This window comes from Pseudanabaena sp. lw0831 (assembly GCF_016584665.1).
In the GTDB taxonomy this organism is placed as follows: Bacteria; Cyanobacteriota; Cyanobacteriia; order Pseudanabaenales; family Pseudanabaenaceae; genus Pseudanabaena.
Genome location: NZ_BBJB01000044.1, coordinates 42,053 through 67,432 on the forward strand (window position 1 = coordinate 42,053; position 25,380 = coordinate 67,432).

Annotated in this window: 25 protein-coding genes; 16 read left to right on the forward strand and 9 right to left on the reverse strand. The window is 43.4% G+C overall.

What is annotated here, in order from left to right:
• Positions 1 to 10: 10 nt before the first annotated feature.
• Positions 11 to 1,018, reverse strand: a complete 1,008-nt coding sequence (locus APA_RS07480; RefSeq protein WP_201321667.1) for a PleD family two-component system response regulator — start codon at positions 1,016 to 1,018, stop codon at positions 11 to 13.
• 352 nt (positions 1,019 to 1,370) lie between these two features.
• On the opposite strand from APA_RS07480, the gene APA_RS07485 reads away from it, so the two are divergent.
• The 8 genes from APA_RS07485 (at position 1,371) to APA_RS07520 (ending at position 9,789) form a co-directional block, all read left to right on the forward strand.
• Positions 1,371 to 2,117, forward strand: coding sequence for a carbon dioxide-concentrating mechanism protein (locus APA_RS07485; RefSeq protein ID WP_236579445.1), 747 nt, complete (start codon positions 1,371 to 1,373; stop codon positions 2,115 to 2,117).
• Between the two features lie 563 nt (positions 2,118 to 2,680).
• The gene (locus APA_RS07490) at positions 2,681 to 2,989 is read left to right on the forward strand and encodes a carbon dioxide-concentrating mechanism protein CcmK (protein WP_009625737.1); all 309 of its coding nucleotides are present in this window, start codon (positions 2,681 to 2,683) and stop codon (positions 2,987 to 2,989) included.
• A 115-nt stretch (positions 2,990 to 3,104) separates the two neighbouring features.
• Positions 3,105 to 3,446, forward strand: coding sequence for a carbon dioxide-concentrating mechanism protein CcmK (locus tag APA_RS07495; protein WP_009625736.1), 342 nt, complete (start codon positions 3,105 to 3,107; stop codon positions 3,444 to 3,446).
• 118 nt (positions 3,447 to 3,564) lie between these two features.
• Positions 3,565 to 3,873 (forward strand): EutN/CcmL family microcompartment protein, encoded by a 309-nt coding sequence (locus APA_RS07500; protein ID WP_103669540.1) that lies wholly within the window; start codon positions 3,565 to 3,567, stop codon positions 3,871 to 3,873.
• 195 nt (positions 3,874 to 4,068) lie between these two features.
• Positions 4,069 to 6,102: a ribulose bisphosphate carboxylase small subunit gene (locus APA_RS07505; protein ID WP_201321668.1), complete on the forward strand. Its 2,034-nt coding sequence runs from the start codon at positions 4,069 to 4,071 to the stop codon at positions 6,100 to 6,102.
• 61 nt (positions 6,103 to 6,163) lie between these two features.
• Entirely contained in the window at positions 6,164 to 7,030 is an 867-nt protein-coding gene (locus tag APA_RS07510; RefSeq protein ID WP_201321669.1) for a hypothetical protein, read from the forward strand.
• A gap of 339 nt (positions 7,031 to 7,369) precedes the next feature.
• Positions 7,370 to 7,549, forward strand: a complete 180-nt coding sequence (locus APA_RS07515; RefSeq protein WP_201321670.1) for a hypothetical protein — start codon at positions 7,370 to 7,372, stop codon at positions 7,547 to 7,549.
• A gap of 161 nt (positions 7,550 to 7,710) precedes the next feature.
• Entirely contained in the window at positions 7,711 to 9,789 is a 2,079-nt protein-coding gene (locus APA_RS07520; RefSeq protein ID WP_201321671.1) for a ribonuclease catalytic domain-containing protein, read from the forward strand.
• A gap of 71 nt (positions 9,790 to 9,860) precedes the next feature.
• Here the strand turns inward: APA_RS07520 and APA_RS07525 are convergent, their stop codons facing one another.
• Entirely contained in the window at positions 9,861 to 11,342 is a 1,482-nt protein-coding gene (locus APA_RS07525; RefSeq protein WP_201321672.1) for an MFS transporter, read from the reverse strand.
• A 229-nt stretch (positions 11,343 to 11,571) separates the two neighbouring features.
• On the opposite strand from APA_RS07525, the gene APA_RS07530 reads away from it, so the two are divergent.
• Positions 11,572 to 12,132: a thioredoxin domain-containing protein gene (locus APA_RS07530; RefSeq protein WP_201321673.1), complete on the forward strand. Its 561-nt coding sequence runs from the start codon at positions 11,572 to 11,574 to the stop codon at positions 12,130 to 12,132.
• A 119-nt stretch (positions 12,133 to 12,251) separates the two neighbouring features.
• Here the strand turns inward: APA_RS07530 and APA_RS07535 are convergent, their stop codons facing one another.
• From APA_RS07535 to APA_RS07545, 3 genes are all read right to left on the reverse strand, one after another.
• Positions 12,252 to 13,826: a serine hydrolase gene (locus APA_RS07535; RefSeq protein ID WP_201321674.1), complete on the reverse strand. Its 1,575-nt coding sequence runs from the start codon at positions 13,824 to 13,826 to the stop codon at positions 12,252 to 12,254.
• 67 nt (positions 13,827 to 13,893) lie between these two features.
• The gene (locus APA_RS07540; RefSeq protein ID WP_236579446.1) at positions 13,894 to 14,685 is read right to left on the reverse strand and encodes an RNA methyltransferase; all 792 of its coding nucleotides are present in this window, start codon (positions 14,683 to 14,685) and stop codon (positions 13,894 to 13,896) included.
• A gap of 29 nt (positions 14,686 to 14,714) precedes the next feature.
• Complete coding sequence (locus APA_RS07545) at positions 14,715 to 15,683, reverse strand: aspartate carbamoyltransferase catalytic subunit (RefSeq protein ID WP_201321675.1); 969 nt, start codon at positions 15,681 to 15,683, stop codon at positions 14,715 to 14,717.
• Between the two features lie 28 nt (positions 15,684 to 15,711).
• On the opposite strand from APA_RS07545, the gene APA_RS25455 reads away from it, so the two are divergent.
• From APA_RS25455 to APA_RS07565, 5 genes are all read left to right on the forward strand, one after another.
• The gene (locus APA_RS25455) at positions 15,712 to 15,834 is read left to right on the forward strand and encodes a hypothetical protein (protein ID WP_268961899.1); all 123 of its coding nucleotides are present in this window, start codon (positions 15,712 to 15,714) and stop codon (positions 15,832 to 15,834) included.
• Between the two features lie 287 nt (positions 15,835 to 16,121).
• Positions 16,122 to 16,370: a 30S ribosomal protein S16 gene (gene rpsP / locus APA_RS07550; RefSeq protein ID WP_094532087.1), complete on the forward strand. Its 249-nt coding sequence runs from the start codon at positions 16,122 to 16,124 to the stop codon at positions 16,368 to 16,370.
• Between the two features lie 38 nt (positions 16,371 to 16,408).
• Complete coding sequence (locus APA_RS07555) at positions 16,409 to 16,786, forward strand: KH domain-containing protein (protein WP_201321676.1); 378 nt, start codon at positions 16,409 to 16,411, stop codon at positions 16,784 to 16,786.
• Positions 16,787 to 16,852: 66 nt separating this feature from the next.
• Positions 16,853 to 18,112, forward strand: coding sequence for a competence/damage-inducible protein A (locus APA_RS07560; protein ID WP_201321677.1), 1,260 nt, complete (start codon positions 16,853 to 16,855; stop codon positions 18,110 to 18,112).
• Between the two features lie 993 nt (positions 18,113 to 19,105).
• Positions 19,106 to 19,423, forward strand: a complete 318-nt coding sequence (locus APA_RS07565; RefSeq protein WP_201321678.1) for a hypothetical protein — start codon at positions 19,106 to 19,108, stop codon at positions 19,421 to 19,423.
• A gap of 468 nt (positions 19,424 to 19,891) precedes the next feature.
• Here the strand turns inward: APA_RS07565 and APA_RS07570 are convergent, their stop codons facing one another.
• The 4 genes from APA_RS07570 to APA_RS07585 all read right to left on the reverse strand — a co-directional run bounded on the left by APA_RS07570 (position 19,892) and on the right by APA_RS07585 (position 24,319).
• Positions 19,892 to 21,511 (reverse strand): radical SAM protein, encoded by a 1,620-nt coding sequence (locus tag APA_RS07570; RefSeq protein WP_201321679.1) that lies wholly within the window; start codon positions 21,509 to 21,511, stop codon positions 19,892 to 19,894.
• 453 nt (positions 21,512 to 21,964) lie between these two features.
• Positions 21,965 to 22,435, reverse strand: coding sequence for a DUF3598 family protein (locus APA_RS07575; RefSeq protein WP_201321680.1), 471 nt, complete (start codon positions 22,433 to 22,435; stop codon positions 21,965 to 21,967).
• A gap of 81 nt (positions 22,436 to 22,516) precedes the next feature.
• The gene (locus tag APA_RS07580) at positions 22,517 to 23,587 is read right to left on the reverse strand and encodes an FAD-dependent monooxygenase (protein WP_201321681.1); all 1,071 of its coding nucleotides are present in this window, start codon (positions 23,585 to 23,587) and stop codon (positions 22,517 to 22,519) included.
• A 108-nt stretch (positions 23,588 to 23,695) separates the two neighbouring features.
• Complete coding sequence (locus APA_RS07585) at positions 23,696 to 24,319, reverse strand: Vat family streptogramin A O-acetyltransferase (RefSeq protein WP_201321682.1); 624 nt, start codon at positions 24,317 to 24,319, stop codon at positions 23,696 to 23,698.
• A 72-nt stretch (positions 24,320 to 24,391) separates the two neighbouring features.
• Here APA_RS07585 and APA_RS07590 point away from each other — a divergent pair, with 72 nt between their 5' ends.
• Together APA_RS07590 and APA_RS07595 are read left to right on the forward strand one after the other, a co-directional pair.
• Complete coding sequence (locus APA_RS07590; protein ID WP_201321683.1) at positions 24,392 to 24,964, forward strand: Uma2 family endonuclease; 573 nt, start codon at positions 24,392 to 24,394, stop codon at positions 24,962 to 24,964.
• 42 nt (positions 24,965 to 25,006) lie between these two features.
• On the forward strand, positions 25,007 to 25,378 hold the full coding sequence (locus tag APA_RS07595) for a DUF433 domain-containing protein (RefSeq protein ID WP_201321684.1): 372 nt from the start codon (positions 25,007 to 25,009) through the stop codon (positions 25,376 to 25,378).
• Positions 25,379 to 25,380 lie beyond the last annotated feature (2 nt).

Here is a 25,380-nt window from a genome sequence, read left to right on the forward strand (position 1 = left end):
CTTTTTTTGTTTAGCCAATTTGATAAGTTTGATTTCTGCCTAGCTCTTTCGCTCGATATAGCGCATAGTCGGCAGCCGTAAGTAACACTGAAGGGTGGGAATCGGTCACAGGAACCAAAGAAGTTACTCCCATACTTAGGGTCACAAGCTGACTAACAGCTGAATCTTCGTGGGGAATCGCTAACTCTTGTAAGCCCTGCCGAATAACCTCAGCAATTGCGATAGAGCCTTCTATGTCAGTATTCGGCAACACCAGCACAAATTCCTCGCCGCCATAACGCGCTACCAAATCCGCAGGACGATTTACAGATTGCTTGATCAAAAGTGAAACTTTGCGTAGACAATCATCCCCAGCCACATGCCCATAAGTGTCGTTATAGTTTTTAAAAAAATCAATGTCACACATGATCAAAGATAACGGCAAACGCTCTCTTGCTAGTCTCTGCCACTCTTGCTCTAAATACTCATCAAAGCAGCGGCGATTAGCAAGCTGAGTTAAACCATCTAAATTAACCAATCGCCCTAATTTTTCATTAGCCTCTTGCAGTAAGGTTTCTGCAATAATCCGACTATTAATTTCTTGCTTGAGTCGTTCATTTTGTTCTTGTAGCTGTCTTTGTAATCTTCGCAATGTAAGCTGATTCTCGACTCGGGCAAGTACTTCCGCAATTTGAAATGGCTTAGTAATATAGTCAACGCCGCCCACTGCAAATGCTTGTACTTTGTCTAAAACTTCGTCCCGTGCACTAATAAAAATTACGGGAATATCACGGGTGCGATCACTAGATTTTAATTGTTCACAGACCTGAAACCCATTCATATTGGGCATATTAATATCTAAAACTACCAAGTCAGGCATTTCAGTCTGTGCGGCTGAAACTGCCTTTAAGCTATCACTTATACCAATTACTTCATAACCCCTACGTGTCAACATAGTTATTAGTAAATGTAAGTTAGGCTGCGTATCATCTATAACTAGGACGTACTCTTTTTTAGGTGAGGCTTCAGGCAGTTGCATTTTCCTATCTTCAGACCGTTGTGAACTCAAGTATTAAAATTTATTGCTCTATAGTATGGGTTTTCAGAGCCTAATCACTCCATATCTCAAAGATATCCGAAACATTGCTTACTGCACTGCTTATCTAAGCATAACTGTAATGGCAATTCTCATTGTAAAAATCGGTTTCAATATGGATTGGGCTGGTCTTTGATTTTATAGGTATCGCCACGTTAAACCCAAAGATGAAAGGCGGCGCTCCGCGCCGCCTTTCATCTTTGGGTTTCTAGCAATTGCCATATCAGTTAAGATACAGAGTAGTGTTGATTGCTTTAGGCTTCATCATAAATTTTTTTAATCATTGTGTTAGCTAATGTCTAGTAGTGAATCTCAAAGAATCGATCTCTCAGGAAGTGCTTTGGGAATGGTTTCAACTATTAGTTTCCCTGCGATCGTGGGAACTGCTGACATGATGCTCAAATCGGCAACTGTGAGACTGGTCGGATATGAAAAAGTTGGTAATGGCTTTTGTACGGCGATCGTGCGCGGTCAGATTACTGATGTCCGCATGGCAGTTGAGGCTGGTGCAGAAACTGCGAGAGAATTTGGACAATTAGTCTCCACGATTGTGATTGCCCGGCCCTATCCCAATTTAGAGGCGATTTTGCCAATTAGCACCCGCCTTAGTCAGTTAACCGATGGGCGCTATAGCCGTCTGAGCAATCAGGCGATCGGGTTGCTAGAAACACGCGGATTCCCAGCGATGGTGGGAGCTGCCGACATGATGTTGAAGTCAGCAGATGTGCATCTAGCAGGCTATGAAACGATCGGCGCAGGACTATGTACAGCAATTATTCGCGGTAACGTCGCTGATGTAGCGATCGCGATTGAGGCTGGAATGTATGAAGCCGAGCGCATTGGCGAGTTTCATACATTGATGATTATTCCTCGTCCTCTTGACGATCTCGAAGAAACCTTGCCGACTTCAGAATATTGGATCGAATCACCAATACCTGTAAATATTCCGATGATTGCTTTACAGGAACAAGAAAGAGAATTAGTACAATTACCTAATCTAGAGATTGCCGAAGGAGAAACTATTTCGATCGGCGATCGCTAACCGCTGACAAAAATAAATTATTGATTTATTGCTATTTGTTTTAGTGCTTAATGCTTGATTGCAAAATATTACAGCAAGTGAAGTTGCAGCCTGAACTACTCCCTTGTCAAGGGAATAAGCCCAGATTATATCCACTATTTAGATTTATCATGACGGCTTATATTGTCAAATGTACCGCCACTCGTTATCGTAGATATAAAGATAGAGTTGAATATATTAATATTATTCAGTTTCTCTGATTATTCAGATTTAGAGAGGCTATGTCTGTAGTAATAAATACTTATATATTATTTTTTTAATAACTATTTAAGTAATAAATTACAACAACAAGTCAAAAAATATCTGTAAATTAGCTGCGAATAGCTACCTCCAAAAAAGTAGCTTCAAAAGTGCGCCAATCGTCATCTCATTTTTATTTTGTATTAAAAATTTGAAATTTGATGTTTCAAGCGAACCGATCGTAGCTAAGATCAATAGTTGCGCTCGTGCATCTACATCTTTTGATAGATACAACCGCGAGAACTTCAGTTTTTTAGAGAGTCGTAAGGATACTGGCTTAAATTATGCCGATCGCTATTGGAATGATCGAGACTAGAGGCTTCCCCGCAATTGTAGAAGCGGCTGATGCCATGGTCAAAGCTGCTCGTGTCACCCTTGTGGGTTACGAGAAAATTGGTAGTGGACGAGTAACTGTCATCATCAGAGGTGATATCTCTGAGGTGAAAGCATCCATTGCTGCTGGTGTTGAAGGTGCAAATCGGGTTAATGGGGGCGAAGTTGTTTCGACTCACACCATTGCTCGACCACACGAAAACCTAGAATATGTACTACCTATTCGCTATACGCGAGAAGTAGAACAATTTGCTTTTTAGACTTGTTTTATTTGATTGCTTTTACTGATTGTCTCAAAAAGACTTTCAAAAAAAAGTATCGAAAGACTAAATTTTCATTAATTTCATTATTTATTTTTCTAGGAGAACATGAATTATGGCGATCGCAGTTGGAATGATTGAAACCCTTGGTTTCCCTGCCGTTGTAGAAGCAGCAGATGCCATGGTCAAGGCAGCTCGCGTAACCTTAGTTGGATACGAAAAGATCGGTAGTGGTCGCGTCACCGTGATCGTTCGGGGCGATGTATCCGAAGTACAAGCTTCAGTAGCCGCAGGTACTGAATCCGTCAAACGTGTAAACGGCGGACAAGTACTTTCCACACATATCATTGCGCGTCCTCACGAAAACCTTGAGTATGTTCTACCTATTCGCTACACCGAAGAAGTTGAGCAGTTCCGTGACAATGTCAACTCCATCCGTCCTATGAACCGTCCATAGTTAGGACTTAACTAGCGCGATCGCCTTTCGCTTTGCCTTTCACTTTTGGTTTAGTGTGCCGATTTAGTTTAGCGATCCACTTGTTTGCTTTCGCATCTGTCCACGTACTTATAACAATATGCAAATCGCTAAGGTTTACGGTACGGTCGTCAGTACCTACAAAGAGTCAAATTTGTCTGGGACTAAGTTTCTGCTTTTGCAACTTGTTGATCTGCAAGGGCAGCTACTCCCAGATTATGAAGTTGCCACTGATACAGTTGGTGCTGGCGTAGATGAGTGGGTGCTATTTACCCGTGGTAGTGGCGCAAGACAGGTGCGAGACAGTGAAAACCGTCCGATTGATGCGGCAGTAATCGCCATTATCGACACAGTTAGCCTGAGCGATCGCACTCTCTACAGCAAAAAATACAGCGAGAGAATGCAATAGCGACATTTATTAATTATTTGTTAATAATTATTTGTCGCTGATATTTATCTCTAAGTACTTGGCAATCAGCGCTAGTAAACAATAGTTCTCCGACGTTGTAGCTTAAGTTGTTATTTGGAGGAGCGCTTTTAAGTTCTTATACTCTCGATTTTTGACAATCAAGATATAGGTAAATCTTAAAAGTGCAGTTTCACTATGGTAGTTCGTATCTTTGCTGCCCCCCCTACACCTTGGTCTAGGAATTTGGCAGAACCCCAAATCGATCCATCCGCCTACGTTCATTCTTTTTCCAATCTGATTGGCGACGTTTACATCGGCGCTAATGTTTTGATTTCCCCTGGTACATCGATTCGTGCCGATGAGGGTAATCCTTTTCATATTGGCAATAGTACGAACGTCCAAGATGGAGTAGTTATTCATGGCTTAGAAAAAGGTCGTGTGGCTGGCGACGACGGCAAAGAATATTCCGTCTGGATTGGTGATAGCACCTCAATCACGCACATGGCTCTAATCCATGGGCCAGCTTTTGTTGGCAATAATTGCTTTATCGGGTTCCGCTCGACGGTATTTAATGCGCGAGTCGGAGACGGCTGCATTATTTCCTTACATGCTCTAGTCCAAGATGTAGAAATTCCTGCGGGTAAATATGTTCCTTCTGGTGCAGTGATTACAACGCAGCAACAAGCAGATCTGCTACCAAATGTGCGGGAGTCAGACCAAAAATTTGCGAGTCATGTTGTCGGTATCAACGAGTCCTTGAGGCAGGGTTATCGCTGTGCTGCTGATATTGCCTGCATTACACCGATTCGCCAAAAACAACAGAACTCGCCACAACCAAGCGCTAGCGTTAGTACACAAATTAATACGCAAGATTTTAACCAGACAAATCAGACCAAGATAAATTTTACAAGCACAAATACAAACGCACAGAGGAACGAACCTATGAATGGGGATTTAGCGCAGCAAATACGACAACTTTTAGGTCAGGGCTACCATGTAGCAGTTGAGTACGCAGATGTACGTCGCTTCCGCAGTGGATCTTGGCAATCTCATGCTATTCCACATACATCTGAAGCTACAACAGTAATTACCGCTGTACAAGCTGCTTTAGTTGAAAATGAAGGCGAATATGTCCGCTTAGTTGCGGTTGATCCCAAAGCAAAGCGACGTGTTTCAGAAACTATTATTCAGCGCCCCAGTGATAAGCCTGCGGTAATCAGTAATGCAACATCCAGTAATGGATCTAGCAATGGCTATAGCGCATCCAAAGCAACCTCGAATGGTGCTGCCAGTGCTGATATTTCAGGTCAAGTGAGACAATTGCTTGCTCAAGGCTATCGCATCAGTACTGAGTATGCTGATGCACGTCGTTTCCGTTCCGCAGCATGGATGACTGGCCCGGCGATCGATGCATCCAACGAATCTACAGTGATTGCTGCATTAAATACTATTCTTGCTGAGCATGAAGGAGAATATGTCCGCTTGGTTGGTGTCGATCCTAAGGCAAAGCGCCGCGTTCTTGAAGTCATCATTCAACGTGCTGATAGCCAAGCTGTGAGTATTCAATCTAATGGAAATGGCACAGCGAGTTATAGTGCTCCTCGTGCCACCAATGGTAAGGGTGTTGCTAATGACTTATCAACAACAGTGAGTCAGCTTTTGGCTCAAGGTCATCGCATTAGTGTTGAACATGCTGATGAGCGTCATTTTCGTACAACTTCTTGGCAGACTCTGCCTGCCATTACAGCTAAACATGCACCAGCAGCGATCGCTGCTTTAGAAAATTACATTGCTGAATATAGTGATGAATATGTCCGTCTAGTTGGTGTTGATGTTAAAGCAAAACGCCGCGTTGTTGAATTGTTAGTACATCGCCCAGGCGGTCAATCGATTACCGCAACTCGCACGGCGGTTAAAGTTAGCAACTCTAGCAATAGTTCTTATGGTGGTGGCAGTGCCGGAAAGATTAGCGCTGACATGATGTCGCGTATTCGTCAACTTTTGTCTCAGGGCTATCGTATTGGTACTGAACATGCCGATGAGCGTCATTTCCGCACTAGCTCTTGGTTTAGCTGCTCACCGATCGCAGCATCGAATGAGTCTGAAGTAATTCGGGCTTTGGAGGCTTGCTTGGCTGAGCATGGTGATGAATATGTACGTTTGCTTGGCATTGACACCAAGGCAAAGCGTCGCGTATTTGAAGGCATTATTCACCGCCCTGCGAAATAGCGTGTTTAGAGAACCTCGCTTTGCGAGGTTCTCTGTTTTATGAATTAGAGAATAAAAGATCATGCAATCGAACTACTTACCACCTTTAGAACCGATCGGAGATTTTCGCTCCTATGTTTGTGGAGATGTAGTAATCGATCAGACAGCCGCGATCGCATCGGGCGTATTAATTCAAGCGGATCAGGGTGGAAGGATTACGATCGCATCGGGTGTTTGTATTGGGATGGGAGCCGTACTTCATGCCCAAGGTGGGCTATTAGAAATTGGGGCTGGAGCAAATTTGGGGGCTGGGGTTTTGGTTTATGGTACTAGCAAAATTGGGGAAGGTGCTTGTATTGGCGCTTCGAGTTCGATTGTACGAGCCGTAATTGCGAAAGGGGCGATCGTGCCGCCTTGTTCTTTGATCAGTGGGTTGGAGGAAAGTGCGATCGAGAAAGAGGCAAGTCCTGCGATCGCTCAAGAATTAGAGATTAACAATAACTACACTTCACCAACAAATCATTCACCGACAAATCATGCGTTTACACATACCTATTCATCGGCGCAGCCTTTAGTCAACAATCTCGGACAGGCGATCGGCTTTAGTCAAGCAAATGTAAATGCTTCAAATGGTATTTCTGACAATATTGTTGAGCGATCGACCACAGAGACCTATGTGCATACAAGTGTCACAGCAACTTCTGAGAGTGTCATCGCCAATTCTGTTGAGCGTACAGTTACAGAAACTCAGGTGGAAATTCCTACTGACGAGATCGCTGAGCAGTCATTAGAAGATGCTGAGGTTGCTGATAATGATCAACTTAATTCAGCCATAAATCATACAGGAACTGATATTTCAACAATTGCAACTGCTAATTCTGCACAGGCGAAGGCACATGCTCAAGCTCAAATTAATCGCTTCATCAAAAGACTTTATCCACAAAACTAAATCACCCATCTAGAGCTTTGCACTTTTTGATAAAGCCCATAAAGTAAAAAGAGCTGTTTTGCACTACTTTATGGGCTTTATGGCTTAACTTATAGCGAGATCGCCATATGTGACGATGATCACCACAAACTTGATATCAAAATTACACTCTCATTTAGTTTTAGCGACTATCATGAATGTAAGCAAAGTGATTTTTTGCGATTAACTTTGCGATTAACTTTGCAATTAGTCGGTGTGAAACAAGTTTATAGATGCAGCTCAGCTAAGGAAAAGGAAACAAAAAGACTCAAATTTAAGTCATTGCGTTCGTTGGGACAAGATTGTTGGAGGAATATGAAGATGAGTAGCATTTTTAGCCTTAAATCTAGCATTGCCTTGCTGGTTTTGGGTACTGCTATGCTTGCAGCTCCAAAACAACCAGTAAAATCAACATTAGAAGCATTTAGTGTTTATCAACCCGCGATCGCCGCTTCGGCTGTTGGTGCGATTGCCGACACTATGCAATATGAAATTGTCTAACTCAATCAAGTAAAGGCAGTACTTCACGCCGCATTTACTTGATAAAAAACTAGAGGTGGCGCGTCGCGCCACCTCTAGTTTTTAGGTTTTGTATAGCGGCAGCTATATAAAACGGTAGAATATTAAAGAAAATTTTTGGCTTTGGTGGACAAGGGGCAATTTTGGAAAAAGGTACGCTAGTCGAAGTGAAATTGCATGGCGATCGCCGCCTTGTCGTAATTGATCGCCCAGAAGGTAAAAAACATTTTCAAGCGATCGATGAAAATGGCAATACCCACACCATCCATCCCCGCGAAATTAATTACACAATTAAAGCTAACGGTGAAAGCAAAAGTTTCACCCATCTGCAAATCCCCTCATTTTTGCAAAAAATCGAAAAATTTCTCGATCCTTCTAGCCTCGAAGTCGCATGGGAGATTTTGATTGAAGATAACCAAGCGACTAGCCCCAGCGATCTTGCTAATCTTCTGTTCTCAGAATTATCGCCTGTTACTTCTTACGCTTCCTATTGCTTACTTAGTAATGACAAAATTTATTTTAAGCAAAAAGGCGATCTCTTTGAACCGAGATCGCTTTCTCAAGTTTCAGAGCTAAAACATCAAGCGGAAGCTGCTGCCCAACGCGCTAAGTTGATTGAAGAGTTTCAGCAAAAGATCGCTGATAAACTTTCAGGTGCTGACGTGACATGGACAACTAGCGATCGCAGTCGGTTAGATTGTTTAGAGCGTTACGCTCTTCATGGTGATGAAGCCTCAGACAAAGCTGCTGCCCAAGAACTACTGAGCTTTGCTAAGCGCTCTAAGAATGAACAGTCTGCATTTCAAATGCTCGTCGATCTCGGCATTTGGAGCGAACATGAAAATCTAAATCTACTGCGTAGCCAAATTCCGATTCGGTTTGCAAATGAATTAATTGTTGCCGCCCAAGAATGCTTCACCGATCCAATTCCCGATAACATGCAGCATTTGCGGCGAGATCTCACACATCTGCATGTTTATACGATTGACGATATCAGCACCACGGAAATTGATGATGGACTGAGCATTGAGACGCTAGCAGATGGTAGTAAACGTATCTGGGTTCATATTGCCGATCCGACGAGATGGCTTGATCCTGAAAGTGCTTTGGACAAAGATGCTCGTAAGCGCGGTACAAGTGTTTATTTGCCAACGGGTGTGATCCCGATGTTTCCGATGGAATTAGCCACGGGACCAATGAGCTTAATCGAGAGTAAAGTGTGTCATGCGATCTCCTTCGCCGTTGATCTTGATGCAGTGGGCGCGATCGCAAATTACGAGATTGTAGCGAGTTTGGTGAAGCCGAACTATCGGCTCACCTATGAAGATGTCGAAGAAATGCTGCAACTGGGAGTGGAAGACGATCTTGAACGCCTTGCTGATTTTGCCCGTCTTCGTAAAAAATGGCGAGTTGAGCAGGGTGCGATCGAGATTCATTTGCCCGATACCAGCGTTAAGGTTGATTCTAAAGACGGCGATCGCCTGACCTTGGAACTGATGGAGGATACCTTCTCGCGTCAACTGGTTGCTGAGATGATGATCCTTGCAGGTGAGGTTGCCGCCAAATTCGCGCAAACTAATAATATTCCGATCCCCTATCGCTACCAAGAGCAGCCAGAATTGCCACCCCTCGATACATTGATGCAATTACCTTCAGGCCCCGTGCGTGAATTTGCGATTTGTCGCTGTATGACTAAAGGTTCCCTAGGACTATATGCCTCGCGCCATTCAGGTTTGGGACTTGATGCCTATGCACAAGTAACTTCCCCGATCCGTCGTTACAGCGATTTACTCGCCCATTGGCAAATCAAAGCTTTCTTACTCGAAGAGCCTTTGCCCTTTACGGCGGAAATGCTCACGGCAATTTTGCAGGCGATCGAACCTGCAATTTGGGATGCAAATCAGGTTGAGAAGCAGTCGGTGCGTTATTGGAGCTTAGAGTATTTGCGCCGTAACAAGGATGTAGTATGGGAAGCCTTGATGCTGGACTGGTTGCGCGAAAATGAGAAGTTGGCTCTTGTCTTAATCGAAGACTTAGGTTTGAAGTTACCGATGCGAATTACTCGCCAGATTCAAGTTGGAGATAATCTGCGGATCAAAACTGGTGAAGTTGATCCTCGTAAAGACATTATTTATTTTCTAGAGGCGCAGCAATCCACCTCAGTTTTAGAAATGGAAATGGAGCGAGATAGCGATCGCCTTGAATCTGAGTATGCAACTTAAAAATCGCTTTGCGCTCAAACCCGAACAACAATAAATTTTTAAAGGTGTTGCTCTGCAACACCTTTAAAAATTTATTGTTGTTCGGATTGCTGTCTTCTCCTTTCCGCAAGACGCATCAATATCTCTGTATGCACTTCATGAGTAATCGGATAGAAATATGCCAAGCCTAAGCCAATTACCAAGGCGATTGTTGGCAAGGGTCCGATCGCAATTCTGATCGCAAATAGAGCTGAATCTGGCTGAGTTGGCAAAGGCTGACAAGGCACACTCTCTTGAAATTTTGCCCATGACAAACCAAGCCCTAGTAGAAATAAACCACCTGCTAGTCCAAACTTTTGCAACAGTACCATGAAGGCGTAGAAAATCCCCTCGCGGCGCTGACCTGTTTCTAGTTCATCAAGATCCGTGACATCGGGAATCATCGACCAAGGAATGAGATAGGCGGTGGAAACGCCACAGCCCGCCATAACCGCTAGGATATATAGCAGCACAACTTGCCCTTCTTGCAAGAAAAATAGTCCTGCTTGCGCAATAATCCAGATTCCTGAACCCATGAAATAGGCAGCTTTTTTGCCAAATCTTTTGCTGATTCCGCTCCATACTGGCAACATTAACAGCGCTGTACCTTGAACTGCGATCGTTACGAGAATAAAATCACTCTCTTGCATCTTCATCCAATTCACGACGAAATAGGGAATGATCGAAGCCGTGATCTGTAACGATAGCCATGAGCAAAAGTAAATTCCAATCACGAATAAAAATGGACGATTGTTGAAGACTATTTTTAATTGCTCAAAGAAGCTCAGTTCTTCGGTATCTGCATCAAGAGATTCATTATGGAGTCGATGCCGATCGCTAGCGATCGCTCTTCTTTTAATTCCCCAAACACACCAATAAATCGAGACGCTGGAAATAACCGCACAGACTGCACCCAGCACAATATATTGCATCCCACCCGCATTACAACTGCCAGCTTGACGGGCTGGATCTTTAAAGAATGCAAAGATCAATTGGGCAATAAAAAGAGAAACAATACTGCCGCCAATCGAGAAGGTAAACCGAAAGGTATTCAGACTAGTCCGTTCATTGTAATCTTGGGTGATTTCGGGCGTGAGGGCGGTATAGGGAAGGTTAACAGCCGTGAAGAAGGTGTTAAACACGATACCTACGACTACGTAGTACCAAAAAAGAACCATTTTGTCGGTGCTAGGCACTAGCCACTGCGCCAAAAATGACAAGCCAAAAGGAATCGCTGCGTAGATCATCCAAGGCAATCGCCTTCCCATTTTTGATTTGGTGCGATCGCTAAGTACACCGATAATCGGATCGTTAATCGCATCAAAAATTTTGCCGATTAATAACACCAATCCTGCGAGGGCGGGATCGAGTCCTGCAACGTTGGTAAAAAAGAATAATAAAAAGAATGAGAGCAGATTGGTGGTGATCGAAGTACCGAGATCTCCCGCACCATAGGCGAGCTTTTCACTAAAAGTTAGTTTGGCTTGCGTGAGGTCATATTGCGATGAATCAAAAGAATTCTCAGAATTACTCATGTTTGATTGCTTAATTTCAAGTTTAAATTATGAGAGGCTCACCCTGTGGGTGAGCCTCTCATAACTCATTTAGAATTGCTATAGCATAGAGCAAAGGGACTAGCAGTAAAATAAGGAACCAGTTTTTGTGGCGCGGCGAAACCGCGCCACAAAAACTGGTTCCTTATTAATCGCAGGGTTCAAACCTTGCTCGGCATAATGGGAATAGTAATTTTCGTAAGTTATTGTTATGAATCCAGAAAATCCAAGTAGTTCAACGCCTGCTAGTTCTAATCAATTGCGAAATTTATTAGTAGCGATCGCCGCTATCCTGCTGACCACAGCCCTATTTTTTGGGTTTCAAGCCCAGCATAGTAGTACATCATTGGATGCAGTGGCGGCAGCGGCGCTTCCCATTGATGAAGCTTTGGCAAATGACAAGCCCACCACAATCGAGTTTTATGCGGATTGGTGTTCCAGTTGTCAGTCAATGGCGGCAGATAATTTGTCTCTGGAAAAGGAATATCGCGATCGCATGAATTTTGTGATGTTAAATGTGGACAACACGAAATGGTTGCCAGAGGTCACCAAATATCGCGTTGATGGGATTCCCAGATTTATTTTTTTAGATCGTGCCAATCAAGCGATCGGTGATACTACGGGCGCAGTTCCTCGCGCAATTATGGCGGAGAATATCGAAGCGGCGATCGCCAAACAGCCTTTGCCTCACAATAGTATTAGTAGCGATCGCACTTCGCCCGTCTCTGAACCTAAAGCCGCAGATATTTCTCAACCACGAGACCATGCATAAAAAAGAAGACATGCAAAGCGTGTCTTCTTTTTTATGCCCAATAAACGAATAGCGGCGCGAAGCGCCGCTATTCGTTTGAATTTATAAAAAGAAGGCGCTTTTTGCCTTCTTTTTATAAATTATGGGTTTTGGCGAGTTAATTCGGATGGGTTGTTCAAACTGGGTGATGTCCTTGGGGTATTTGTTGGAGAGGAATTAGGAGCGGCATTTGGTAGAGGAATAGTAATATTTTCAATAACGCTATTACCATTGTTGCTAGGACTAGCCGACTCTGTAGAATTCGCGGGTGAATTACTAGGAGCAGAATTACTATTGTTTGCGGGTAACTTGCCACCACCAAGGAAATAGTCATAGGTTGCGCGAGAAACTTGACGAATCAACTCATTAGCTCGTTGATCGTTGTCTGGACGCTTGACCATCACCGCGATCGCATAGCGCTTACCATTAGGCATATCAACAATGCCCGCGTCTCCAACGGCTGAGCCAATATCCCCTGTTTTATGGATGATTCTTGCCTCTGCGCCAATACCCTTAGGCAAGAGAGTGTTAGTAACAGGCCGACGCATGATATCCATGAAGCGATCGCGACTGCGTGGCTCGATCAATTTACCTTTATCCAGCATCGCTAATAACGACACCATATCTTGGGTACTAATTGAATTCGTCCCTTCTAGATCTGGCAGTTGGTTATTCACCACTAAGTTATTTAGCCCCCAAGATTTGAAGCGCTGATTAAGAGCTGCAAACCCACCTAATCGTTTGATGATCATGTTGGTCGCAGTATTGTCACTGATCACGATCATTTGTGTCGCTGTCTCTAAAGCCGAGATTTTTGTGCCTGTTGGTAAAAGTTGAAAATCACCCGCTTCCCCCACCTTGACATCGGCAGTGATCTCTAGCTGCTCATCTAGCTTAATTTTCCCCGCATCAACATCTTGGAAAAAAGCAACTAAAATTGGGGTTTTGATGGTACTAGCCGACGCGATCGACTGATTAGCCCCAACTTGTACATATGCTCCAGAGTCGAGATCGACCACCATCATTTGCATGGAAAGATCTTTTTCTTTAGCTGCTAAGTCCTTGATTTTACTCAGCAATGGCGTTGCCTCAGTTTTGAGGTCAAGGGGAACAAGATCTTGAGATTTATTTGGATCATCTTTGGCTAACAATTCTGTCGGATTAGTCTTTGCGGCAATAGATTGCTGATTTTGCCAGAAAGAGATGGCTGTCCCTGCGATCACGCTCAGTCCAATTCCAGCGATCGCGAGACGTAAGACTTGCCACCCAAAAGACTTGATAGGTGACTTAATCGGGATCGTCCGATTATTGCTCCCATTAGATTTCTTGCGTGTTCTTAGCTCAGTTCTATTGTCAGGGCGATGATCGAGACGTAGCTCTGTGCGAGCCTCGACGAATCCTTGGCGGCTTGGCAATGGCTTGACCTTATTCTCAGGTATCCGCCCTTCGTAGTGACGATCTGAGCGATTGTTTAATCGATTGTCTATGATTGGTTCAGGCGATCTCGTTGGTTCAGGCGATCGCCCAAGACGACTTTTGGATTCAGAATTAATTGGGCGAAGAACAGAGTCACTATTGCTTGTCACAGCCTTGGCGCGACGCTCACGCAACTTATTTAAACGCGCTTCTCGACTTTTTTCGGTAGCGTCAGGCGATGAAAAGTTTCTTGGTTCCACTGCTATTTATAACTCCGATACAAAAATGTCTCTACTAACCGATTAACTTTTTTTCGCTACAGACTAGTTAATCCAGATGAGCCGTAGCCCAATTAACTTGGCGCAAAATTCCTCGCAGCATGGCTACTTCCGATGGACTAAGATTTGCCCGATCAAAGATATGCCGAAACTTTCGCAATCGATGAACGGCGGTATGTGGATAAACATAGCCGATCTTCAGTAATACTGCTTCAAGTTGCTGATAGCAAGCTTCTAGGTCTGCGCGTGTAGCAAGGTCTATGGGTGCTGACTCTATCAAATCTTGCGCGATTTGGCTAGTCAAATTTTCATGACATGGGGAATGTTCCTTGATACTTTCTTTGATCAGTTGTAGTTGGTAGCAACAAATACCAACTGCCTGCGCCAAATTCAGCGAAGGATATTCGGGATTGACGGGGATTCGCATCACTTGCTGGCAATGCTGGATTTCGGCATTGCTCAAACCACGATCCTCTGCACCAAAGACGATCGCACTGACTTTAGCTTGCATTAACCAACCCAAACCTTGCTTGGGATCAGTCACTTTCATTTCGCCCTCGTCAATGCGACCTGCGGTGGCGATCGCCCGATGACAACCAACTAATGCAGATGGCAAACTATCAACAATCCTTACATTTTCTAAAATTTCTGGGGCATGGACTGCCATGTGTTGTGCTTCATCACTAAAGCGATCGCATTGCGGATTTACTAACCACAGATCCGTAAGTCCAAAGTTTTTCATCACCCTTGCCACTGAGCCAAGGTTCCGCGCTCCCGCCGTCTCGACTAACACAATTCTGATATTTGACATAGCCTCAAGTTCTACATTACTCAAACTCATGAAAGCTCCGCAAAGCGATGCTTTCATGACTAGATTGCTGTGCCAAGTAAATACAACAAGCTCATCCTGATCGCGACACCATTAGTTACTTGTTTATCGATCAAGCTCAAGCGGGGATCATCCATCAGGTCAGAGCTAATCTCCACCCCACGATTAACGGGACCAGGGTGCAACACTTGGACATTCGGTGCACATTTGGCTAGGCGATCGCGAGTAATGCCATAACGCGCATGATATTCCCGCAAACTGGGGATTAAGAACTGTCCCATCCTCTCCATTTGCAAGCGCAAAGTCATCACAAAATCAGCATCCTCAAGAGCAGGCTCAAGGGAATAATGAATTTTTGCGCCATATTCGGCAAATTCTGGTGGTAATAATGTTGGCGGTGCTGCTAGATGCACATCTGCACCATTGGTAAGCAAGCTCCAGAGATTCGATCGCGCTACCCGTGAATGCAAAATATCGCCAACGATCGCTACTTTTTTGCCCTTTAGATCTTTAGCGGTCGGAGCTTTGGGATTGAGATACATGCAGAGAGTTAACAGATCGAGCAATGCTTGAGATGGATGTTCATGCTTACCATCACCAGCATTGAGGATCGCCACTTTGCCACTGAGGGCATCCATATCGCGGGCGATCGCTAAAGGCACACCTGCTGACTGATGGCGAATCACCATAATGTCCGTCCCCATGGCAAGAAAAGTCCGCGCCGTATCGAGGATCGTTTCGCCCTTGGTGAGTGCAGATGTACCTGGAGCAAAATTTAAGGTGTCGGCTGAGAGGCGCTTGGCGGCAAGCTCAAAACTGTTGCGAGTACGAGTCGAAGATTCAAAAAACAAATTGGCGACAACTTTGCTCTGCAAGGTTGGCACTTTTTTATTGCGGCGTGATAACACTTCTAAGAAGCTAACGGCAGTTTGTAAGACTGTTTCATAATCATTCGTCGTAAAATCGGCTAGCGAGATCACATGTCGTCGCTGCCAAGTAAGTTCAGTCATGATGCTTTAAAGCTAGGAGATAAGGGATATGCCCGAAAGTACGCCGATGGGGGCAGGGGCAACCATGTCGTCTGGCAAGAAAGCGCGTGAGCTAACCAGTACTAACGTAAACAAAAAGATTGCAAAGATGATGAACGGTGCAATGTATTGACGAAAAAATGGCACGGTTTTAAATCATATATGACAGTTTCATTATCTACGATTTAAACAGCAATTCTCATTTTAAAAATTGGGTTTAACGAAAGTCCTTCAAGGGCGGACTTTCGTTAAACCCAATTCAGGGATTAGCAGCGCCGTCGGCGCTGCTAATCCCTGAATTGGGTTCATAATCAGAATTGCTGCAATTTAAACCATAAAATAATGCTATATTAATAAGCCTGCTAAAATATCCAAATAGTATTGAACTAGATCAACCACAGAAACTAGAGCCATAAACCCATGATGAAGTTGAGATTAAAGCGATTTGGCAAAAAATTTGAAGCCAGCTATCGCATCGTTGCCGTAAACAGCACCAGCCGTCGCGATGGTCGTCCTCTTGCTGAACTCGGTTTCTATAACCCACGTACCAAAGAAACCCAACTCGATGTACCTGCGATCGTTCTTCGCATCAAGCAAGGCGCTCAACCTACTGACACAGTACGTCGCATCCTCGAAAAAGCGAAGGTATTCGATCTCGTTACCGCCTAATTCTTGAATTAATTCTAAATTCGTGCAAATCTAAACTTGTGCCAGACTATAACGCCTTAATTAGTTTTTTGCTGAAGCCATTATTAGCTCATCCAGAGGCGCTTCGGGTTGATTTTGAGTCAAATAGCAAAAGCGATCGCGTCTGGATCAGAGTTGCTTTCGATCCAGAAGATCGGGGGCGAATTTTTGGTAAAGGGGGACGGACAATTCAAGCAGTTCGGACTGTGGTGATGACCGCAGCCGAAGAAGCTGGTCATAACGCCAGATTTGAGGTTTTTGACCCAACCCCCAACTCAAATCCTGAAGATTATCAAGACCGAAATGCAGAGTATTCAGATCCCGAACGACAACAAGTACAAGTTGAGCGTCCTCGGATCAATGTCGAAAAACCGAGGCGACGGGAAATCAATAACTAAAATCAATAACTAAAATGGGGGTGCAACGCACCCCTTTTATTTTTATCAACCAGTGAGATCAAGTATATGAATGTTGGCGCGGAAATCCTTTGCATTGGCACAGAGTTATTACTAGGCGAAATCCTCAATAGTAATGCCCAGTATTTAGCGCAGCAACTTGCCTTGTTGGGAGTGCCACATTTTTATCAAACCGTTGTTGGTGACAATCCCGATCGCATTCATCAAGCTTTAGAAATTGCGGCTAGCCGCTCAAATTTAATTATTACCACTGGTGGACTTGGCCCCACACCTGACGATCTCACAACTGAGGCGATCGCCAATTTTTTCAACACACCGCTCGAAGAACGTGCTGAAATTTGGGAGCGCATCCAGCAGATGGCGGCGCAAACAGGGCGAACTCTCACGCCTAACAATCGCAAACAAGCGCTACTGCCCAAGGGTGCAGAAATATTACATAATCCCGTCGGGACTGCCCCAGGCATGATCTGGGAACCGCAGCCCAATTTATTGATCCTTACTTTTCCTGGTGTGCCTAGCGAGATGCATCCCATGTGGGAGCAGACTGCTGCACCATTGCTGCAATCCCGAAACTATGGACAAGGGACATTTCACTCTAAGGTTTTGCTGTACTGGGGCATAGCTGAGTCTGCCCTTGCGGCGGAAGTCAATCACTTATTTGATCTTAAGAATCCCACTGTTGCACCCTATGCCAATTATGGACAAGCAAGACTACGAATTACCGCAAGGGCAAATACTCAAGAAGAGGCGATCGCCTTAATCGCGCCCGTCGAAGCCGAAATTCGCGAACTCACGGGCGAGTTTTGCTATGGCACTGATGAGGATACCCTCGCGAGTGTTGCTGGTAGCCTTTTGCAAGGGCGCGGGCAAACTCTTGCAGTTGCTGAATCCTGCACGGGCGGGTGGTTAGGTGAAATTTTAACCGAGGTGTCTGGTAGTTCCAGTTATTTTCTTGGTGGAGTGATCAGTTATAGCAATGATGTCAAAGTTGATTTACTCAATGTCGATCGCCAAATTCTTGATCAGTATGGGGCGGTCAGTGCGATCGTTGCTGAACAAATGGCGATCGGGATCAAAGCAAAACTCAAATCTGATTGGGGCATCAGCATTACGGGGATCGCGGGACCAAATGGCGGCACTGAGACTAAACCCGTTGGATTGATTTATGTGGGGATCGCGCATCCAGATGGCAAAGTCGAGGCGATCGAGTTGCGTTTTAGTCCCTCTAGAGGTAGAAATTGGATCAGAAAGGCAACTGTAATGTCAGCTTTAGATTTGTTTAGGAAAAGATTTGTTATGATTAAGTAAATAAACCTAGACGATGATAGGGAGCCAAGTATAGTGAAAGCGATCAAGAAAGCACTGAAAGAGATCGGCGAAATTCTAAATCGCGTTCTTGACGCCCTTTTGGGACAAAATCAGCCCCAGCCTGAGTTGATTCCTATACCCGTAAGAAATAACTCTCGGCGTGTTAATCGCTATTAAGGTTATAAGACTCGCTATGCGGGTCTTATATTTTGTGGGGGGAGCGTTTGACGATTTACCTAAAAGAAAAGGGGTAGTGCTTTGCACTACCCCTTTTCTTTTAGGTAAATTAAATTTTGGTTACATGCAGTAAAGAGATTGTTGGGGCGATCGCAAACAAAGCCAAAGAGTAAAACAATCTCACTATCTAAGTCTGGGATCAGATCTAAAAATTTGTGTGGTTGTGGCTCAACTTGCGTATATTTATATTTAAGTGGTTCAGGTTTATGTATCTAAATAATGCATGACATTGTCAGGCTAACAAACCAAAATGGGATCTTATGAAGAAACTTTCCGTCTAATCATCCCAAAATGGAATCTTAGGAAAAATTTTTCTATGTATCATCCCGTATTAGGGTACATAGCAGGGCAATCGCACACGTTTCTGAATATTTTGGTATAGTTCACTTTTAGGAACGAGATTGCTTGATCCTAGAATTCTGCGATCACAAGTTTCACAATAAATACACAATTGACGGGTTTTGAAAGAACTTCCTATTTTGTATTCATTTTGATTGAAACCATTATCTAGCAATCGTTTGCGAGTTATTCGTAAATTATTTAGAAACGTGTGCGGTTGCCCTAGGATATATGGGTAGAAACTTGACTTTCAGCCTATATACCCTATAGTCAGATTAGACAGAAAAATTCCGTCTAATACATAGTTAGCCTGCTGTATTATTCCATAAATCATCTCTTGAACTACTTGAAGTGAAATTTATACTATGCCAAAGCATTAAATAAGCTAATCATTCTAGTCGTTAAACTGAGATCGTCGTGAATCCTATTTCTAGTGTTTTAATTCCAAGTTTGATAGCAGCTCTTGTATCGTTCTTCATTACAACATATCAAACCCGAAATCAAGTAACCCAAAGTTTTAGTATCAAACTTTTTGAAAAGCGTATCGATGCGTATAAAGAACTCTATAGAATTTTGAGTAGATTCATCAAAGATATTGAATTCAAGAAACTTGCTGATCTGAATGAACCTGACTTAAGAGGAAAGCTGCTTAAGTATCTTGAAGAAATTGAAGAATGGGATAGCTACAATGCAATTTATATGTCAGATACTCCTTGGATAGAAGGAAATGAGTAATTTACCAGTATAGCAATAGCATATAATTTGAGACGTTATATGTATGCATTACTTGAAACTTCGGATAGCAATAAACTGAAAGATGCTTGCAATAGCTCGCGAAGTTTGGAAAGTGAAGTTCTTATTGATAAAATTGCAGCATTGGAGACTGCTCTTAAGAGGGAGATTGGTGTGTATGAAATTCCGCTTTACCCCACGATTCGGGGTTTTAGACGTATAAGTTTTAGTAAAGCTAAAGCTTCTATAATTCGACGGGCACGCAAAAATTAAAATTTCACAAAAAATATAATCATCTTGCAACTGAACAGGCTAACGTTCTGGTGCAGCGGATTGACTAAAGCCGCTTGTGTGTTTCAAAGGTATGGGAAACCGCTGACTATATCCGTTAGACATTAACTGAAGGCATGGGAAAAGTTCTCTTTATCTATTCGGCTGTCATTTGCTTTTTGATCACAACCCTTTTGGGCATTAAAAAGCAAGAGAAGTCTCGCGATGCTTGATTAATGTCTCTACGGGCAAAGCGCTGCGAAGATGTTGCCAAGGTAGAACTTGATTAACATCCCAATCCTCATGGACATACCAAGCCAGAGGCGGTAACTGTCCACGCAATTCCTTAAAGGCACGTTTATAGGAACCATCGCTCGGTACATCAGCATCGCTATAGCTGCAAGCCAGACGTAATAACTTGGTCAGACGACGATCGCCTCTTGAAATTAGCCCTTGCACAATCGAGTCTTTATAACTTTCAGGGCGAAAATCAATGCCTTTAGGTAATAGTTTTTTGCGAAAATACTGCATTTTCTTTTCGGCAGTATTGCTGATGCCCTGCCATTGCCAAGGTGTATGAGATTTAGGCACAAAGGTACTGCAACCAAAAGTAAGCTTCAGCTTTGGTGCAATTTTGCGGAGAGAAATTAGCATCTCGATAGTTTGGTCGATATCGTCATCATTTTCCATCGGCACACCTGCCATACCGTAAAGCTTCAGAGATTTTAAACCACCTGCCTGAGCATTGATTGCCGCTTGCTCGATTTCATCATTATGTAACTTCTTATTAATGATTTTGCGCAAACGCTCTGAGCCACTCTCGATCGCAATGGTCACGGAACGACTATCACGGGTAGCGAGAATTCGCGCTAATTTTTCGGTTAATGTATTAGTGCGGACAGAAGCTAGACTCAATCGCACATCATCAAACTGTGGTTGCGCGAGATAATCCAGCAATGTATCAAATTCAGGATGTTGGGTGATTGATGCTCCAAGTAAACCTAAGCGTTTAGTTACTTCTAGTCCTTTGGCGATCGCAGGCATCAGACTTGACTCCAAACTTGCAGTCCGAAAGGGAAGCGTTAAATAGCTGGCTAAACAGAAGCGACACATTTCTGGGCAACTCCGCACCACTTCTACCATAAAAATACTCTCCCATGCAGCTTTTTCCGTAACGATCGTTGAAGCTGAAAGAGTATTTCCTTTATAGGTCTGTTTATGAATTATTGAGGGAATATCAGAATCTACAGGTTGAATCGAAGCGATCGCACCATCATCGGATTCATAGGTTACTTCATATAATAATGGAACATAAATTCCATCTAATTTTGCTAAATGGCGCAATTTTACTTCACGGCTAGCATGACGTACTTCTTGATAAGCGTTTAGGAAGTTTCCAATTAATTCTTCGCCATCACCGAGTAGTACAATATCAAACCATGCTGCGAAGGGTTCAGGATTGGCGGTTAGGACTGGTCCACCACCAAAAACTAATGGATGCTCGTCAGTGCGATCGCAAGTATTAATCGGAATGTCAAATTTTTTCAATGCGGCAAGAATATTGACATAATCAAGTTCCCACGAAAATGAAAAGCCCAATATCTCAATCTGGCGTGGTAAGTCCTCATGGGCATCTGTAAACCATCGGCTTACGTTAATCTGCGATCGCGTGGCTAAGTTTGCCCAAACTCCTTGATAGCCTAAGCTAGTGATTCCTACAGTGTAAGTATTTGGGAAAGCAAAGACAATATTTACCGCATCACGATCTGGTGTAGCTGGGTCAAAGAGTAAATATTCGGACTGAAAATAGGATTGATTCAAGGTTTCGGCAATAGATCGCAATATCGCTATTATGCCAGCAATTTTCGATCAGTGAACCAATAGCAATTTGGAAAAGTACTGCTTTGCAGTACTTTTCCAAATTGCTATTGGTTCTAGGCGTTGACCTAATTAACTGGTGTTACGTGGAAGATTGTAAAGCCCTCACCCCTAGCCCCTCTCCCGCAGGCTGCCGTGTACACACAAGTCTAATTGTCTACGTTTCGATCTCTTTAAGCCCCCTAAATCCCCCAATTCTGGGGGGCTTTGAAAGAATTTTATTTTCTTGTTCCCCCAGAATTGGGGGCTAGGGGGCAGATAATTGTTGACTTAGCTAGGGTTTAAGACTTGTGTGTACACGGTAGCTCCCGCAGGAGAGGGGAACAAGAAAATATGGGTTTTGCTCCCCTTCTCCTTGCGGGAGAAGGGGATGGGGGATGAGGGTTCAACGTAACGTCAGTAATCAATTCGCATTTCCTCAATAAAGGAAATCCCATCAAAAACTCCATCTTTAAAGGCTTGGGTGCTGCGAACGCGATGATTTTCGTTCAGTAAAGTCATTGTTTCTATAAACGTAATGAATACGTCATCCTGAGTTTTATTTGCCCGAAAGCAAACTAAATCCTGACCAGCATCCCATGCGATCGCCGAAAAATCAGCATAACTACTAGAACGCATTTTCAAAATCCGATCCTCAAAGTATCCTTCAAAATCAAGCTGAAGGCGCGAACCATCGGCGTATTCATACTTGTTCACCTGTTGATACTGATTACCTGCGATCGCGATCGTAAAGCTGCCGACAAAGCTACGCGAAAAATGTCCCTGCCTATCAGTTTTGATATATTCGCCATTCCAAGTGCCAATATGACGGGTAAATATTTCAGGAACTTGTTCTAAATCTGGAGCAATTTCAGAGGTTGTAATCATTTGATTTAGTTTTTACTAAACAACTTTGCATTTATGGTTTGAGAGAGTGCGCCCCGAAGGGGCGCACTCTCTCTCTATTTGTTAACGACGACCGATTTTTTGACTCACTTCGCGGCTAGTGCGTTGATATTCATGGACAATTGGTAATCTTTCGGCCTGGTATTTATCGAGAGCTTCGGAAATACTGGCGCTAGATTTTAAATACTGCGTTAACAACAAACCGTCTTCCCACCCTGAAGTCATGCCTCTAGCACGAGTGGAACTTTTCGCATGAGCGGCATCACCAATTAAAAGCACGCGTCCATCATATAACTGTGGTAAGGGATCGATATCGTAGGAGTAACGACAAATCATATTTTCTAGAGGGGTTGATTCAATTACCTTTCGCGCATCTTCAGGAAGTTTAGCTAATTCTTGAGCAGGAATAGTTGTGTTAATTGGTTGTAGTATTCCCTTCTCAGTATCTGTTTGTTCCGTTTCGATAAAGAATCCCCAATGGGTATGAGTATCGTCAATATGAAAGAAGTTTGCATAAATGCCACGACCACGTACATAAACAAAAAAGTTTCCTTCGGGACAGAAACTACGATCCTCAACAATTCCGCGCCAAACTAGATCCCCTAGATAGTGAAGTTCAACATTAGGAACGACAGACTGACGCACCTTAGACAGAATCCCATCCGCACCAATAATTAAATCTCCTTCCCATTGACTACCATCTTTAAAATGGGCGATCGCGCTACTATCAGTTTGAGATATTGCAGCCAATTGAGCATTGAATTTAATCCTGTCAGGGGGTAAAGTATCGAGAATTGCTTCTAAAATTGCCTTACGGTGAACGAGCATCCCTGGCAATTCATCTTCAGCATAGGTAACTGATTCTGAATTGATGAATCCGCCCTTAAGATTGCGGAACTCAAACAATTTAACAGGATTACCAGCCTCAATAATGTTTTGACTGATTTTTGGGTTGCCCTCATGCAGTGCTTTCATTCCCGACTGGACAATTAGAATGCCACATCCATCGGTACGGACTACTGGTGCTTTCTCAAATAAGCTAACCTGAAATCCTTCTTGAATGAGTAAACTGGCAAGATAAGCCCCAGATGTCCCTGCGCCGATGATACCTATCTTGCTATTCGTAGAAATCATTTAAGCCTCTTTGACTTTGACGTTTAATTTGGCGTTGTTTTGATCATAATCAATATTTCTTTATCTATCAGCTTTTTGTATTTTATGTAACATTGCGATAACTCTAACTTAAACGCAGATTTGCAGGGCTGCGATGTCAGCGCTCACAATCCGATCCAGATTTCTCGTAATCTTCTCCATGTCCCAATTCCACCATGCGATTTCGAGTAATTGCGCGATCGCCTGATCGTCAAATCTCGGACGGATGACTGTCGCGGGATTACCACCGACGATCGCATAGGGTGGCACGTCTTTAGTAACGACAGATTTGGAGGCAATAATCGCGCCATCACCAATCTTCACTCCCGCCATAATCACCGCTTCGTAGCCAATCCAGACATCATTCCCTATTACGGTATCGCCTTTGTAGGGAAATTCTAGATTTTGTGGTTTCCATTCATTCCAAAAGATTTGAAATGGATAGGTAGAGATACCCGACATACTGTGGTTTGCGCCGTTCATGATGAATTTTACGCCACGAGCGATCGCGCAAAATTTACCGATAATTAGTTTGTCCCCGATGAAGTCAAAGTGATACAGGACGTTACGTTCAAAGTTTTCGGAGTCTTCGGGATCGTCGTAATAGGTGTAGTCGCCGATGATGATATTCGGGTTAGAGACTGTGTTTTGAATAAAGCAAACTTGGGGAAATCCTGCCATTGGATGAGGATTCTTAGGGTCTGGATATTGCATAGATAAGCTAATGGGGTATGAAAAACAGTTGCAAGTGCTAAGATTTTAATACTGTATCTTCAAACTAAACACATGAATACGGTAACTTTAAATCTTGCGCCAATCTCGAAATTAGCTGACGAGCAGTTTTACGATCTCTGTCTAGCTAATCCTGATGTCAAGTTTGAGCGTAATTCTAGAGGAGAGGTAATTATTTTGGCTCCGACGGGTGGAGAAACGGGAATTTATAATGCAGGTTTGATTGCTCAGTTTTGGATTTGGAATAATCGCTTTAAGCATGGCAAGGTGTTTGATTCATCGACTTGTTTTAAGTTGCTGAATAATGCTAACCGATCGCCTGATGTATCGTGGATTAGTCTGGAGCGATGGAATGCATTAACCGATTCTCAAAGAGAAAAGTTTCCACCGATTACGCCTGATTTTGTTTTGGAGTTGATGTCGCCAACGGATACGCGCAAGGAGACTCAAGCGAAAATGCAAGAATATATCGAGAATGGCGCAAGGCTAGGTTGGTTGCTAGATCGCAGGAAAAATATTGTCGAGATTTATCGCCAAAATCAAGCAGTGGAAGTTCTCAATAATCCTGATGTGTTATCTGGTGAGGATGTATTGCCTGAGTTTAGTTTAGACTTGCGATCGCTTTGAGAATAAATGTAGTATGGAGCTAGGCTATAGGAGGCTAGGGATATGATTTCACAACCTAATGTAAAAGTAGCAATTATCCGCACTGAGAGAGGGTTAACAATATCTGGTACTCGCATTACTCTTTATGATGTGATGGACTATGTGAAAGCTCAATATCCTGCTAAGTTTATCCAAAGTTTGTTTGAACTTACGGATGAGCAAATTAATGCGGCTCTATCCTACATTGAGATAAATCGGGATGTGGTGGAAACTGAGTATGCTCAAGTGGTTAGAGAGACTGAAGAACTTCAAGCATATTATGCTAATCAAAATCGCGATCGCCTAATTAGTACTGCTGCAAAGGTAAAAACTGGTAATGAGGCTGCTTGGGAAAAGCTCCAAAAATTGCGATCGCAGCGTGAGCTAAAAGTATGATT

What these genes read in the sequence shown, in the direction of transcription:
- APA_RS25455 (WP_268961899.1), top strand. Translation starts at nt 15,712, where the DNA reads ATGCCCGAAAGTACGCCGATGGGGGCAGGGGCAACCATGTCGTCTGGC.
- APA_RS07515 (WP_201321670.1), top strand. Translation starts at nt 7,370, where the DNA reads ATGAGTAGCATTTTTAGCCTTAAATCTAGCATTGCCTTGCTGGTTTTG.
- APA_RS07540 (WP_236579446.1), bottom strand. Translation starts at nt 14,685, where the DNA reads ATGAGTTTGAGTAATGTAGAACTTGAGGCTATGTCAAATATCAGAATT.
- APA_RS07530 (WP_201321673.1), top strand. Translation starts at nt 11,572, where the DNA reads ATGAATCCAGAAAATCCAAGTAGTTCAACGCCTGCTAGTTCTAATCAA.
- APA_RS07585 (WP_201321682.1), bottom strand. Translation starts at nt 24,319, where the DNA reads ATGCAATATCCAGACCCTAAGAATCCTCATCCAATGGCAGGATTTCCC.
- rpsP (WP_094532087.1), top strand. Translation starts at nt 16,122, where the DNA reads ATGATGAAGTTGAGATTAAAGCGATTTGGCAAAAAATTTGAAGCCAGC.
- APA_RS07595 (WP_201321684.1), top strand. Translation starts at nt 25,007, where the DNA reads ATGATTTCACAACCTAATGTAAAAGTAGCAATTATCCGCACTGAGAGA.
- APA_RS07480 (WP_201321667.1), bottom strand. Translation starts at nt 1,018, where the DNA reads ATGCAACTGCCTGAAGCCTCACCTAAAAAAGAGTACGTCCTAGTTATA.
- APA_RS07590 (WP_201321683.1), top strand. Translation starts at nt 24,392, where the DNA reads ATGAATACGGTAACTTTAAATCTTGCGCCAATCTCGAAATTAGCTGAC.
- APA_RS07525 (WP_201321672.1), bottom strand. Translation starts at nt 11,342, where the DNA reads ATGAGTAATTCTGAGAATTCTTTTGATTCATCGCAATATGACCTCACG.
- APA_RS07490 (WP_009625737.1), top strand. Translation starts at nt 2,681, where the DNA reads ATGCCGATCGCTATTGGAATGATCGAGACTAGAGGCTTCCCCGCAATT.
- APA_RS07495 (WP_009625736.1), top strand. Translation starts at nt 3,105, where the DNA reads ATGGCGATCGCAGTTGGAATGATTGAAACCCTTGGTTTCCCTGCCGTT.
- APA_RS07510 (WP_201321669.1), top strand. Translation starts at nt 6,164, where the DNA reads ATGCAATCGAACTACTTACCACCTTTAGAACCGATCGGAGATTTTCGC.
- APA_RS07575 (WP_201321680.1), bottom strand. Translation starts at nt 22,435, where the DNA reads ATGATTACAACCTCTGAAATTGCTCCAGATTTAGAACAAGTTCCTGAA.
- APA_RS07580 (WP_201321681.1), bottom strand. Translation starts at nt 23,587, where the DNA reads ATGATTTCTACGAATAGCAAGATAGGTATCATCGGCGCAGGGACATCT.
- APA_RS07500 (WP_103669540.1), top strand. Translation starts at nt 3,565, where the DNA reads ATGCAAATCGCTAAGGTTTACGGTACGGTCGTCAGTACCTACAAAGAG.
- APA_RS07560 (WP_201321677.1), top strand. Translation starts at nt 16,853, where the DNA reads ATGAATGTTGGCGCGGAAATCCTTTGCATTGGCACAGAGTTATTACTA.
- APA_RS07485 (WP_236579445.1), top strand. Translation starts at nt 1,371, where the DNA reads ATGTCTAGTAGTGAATCTCAAAGAATCGATCTCTCAGGAAGTGCTTTG.
- APA_RS07545 (WP_201321675.1), bottom strand. Translation starts at nt 15,683, where the DNA reads ATGACTGAACTTACTTGGCAGCGACGACATGTGATCTCGCTAGCCGAT.
- APA_RS07505 (WP_201321668.1), top strand. Translation starts at nt 4,069, where the DNA reads ATGGTAGTTCGTATCTTTGCTGCCCCCCCTACACCTTGGTCTAGGAAT.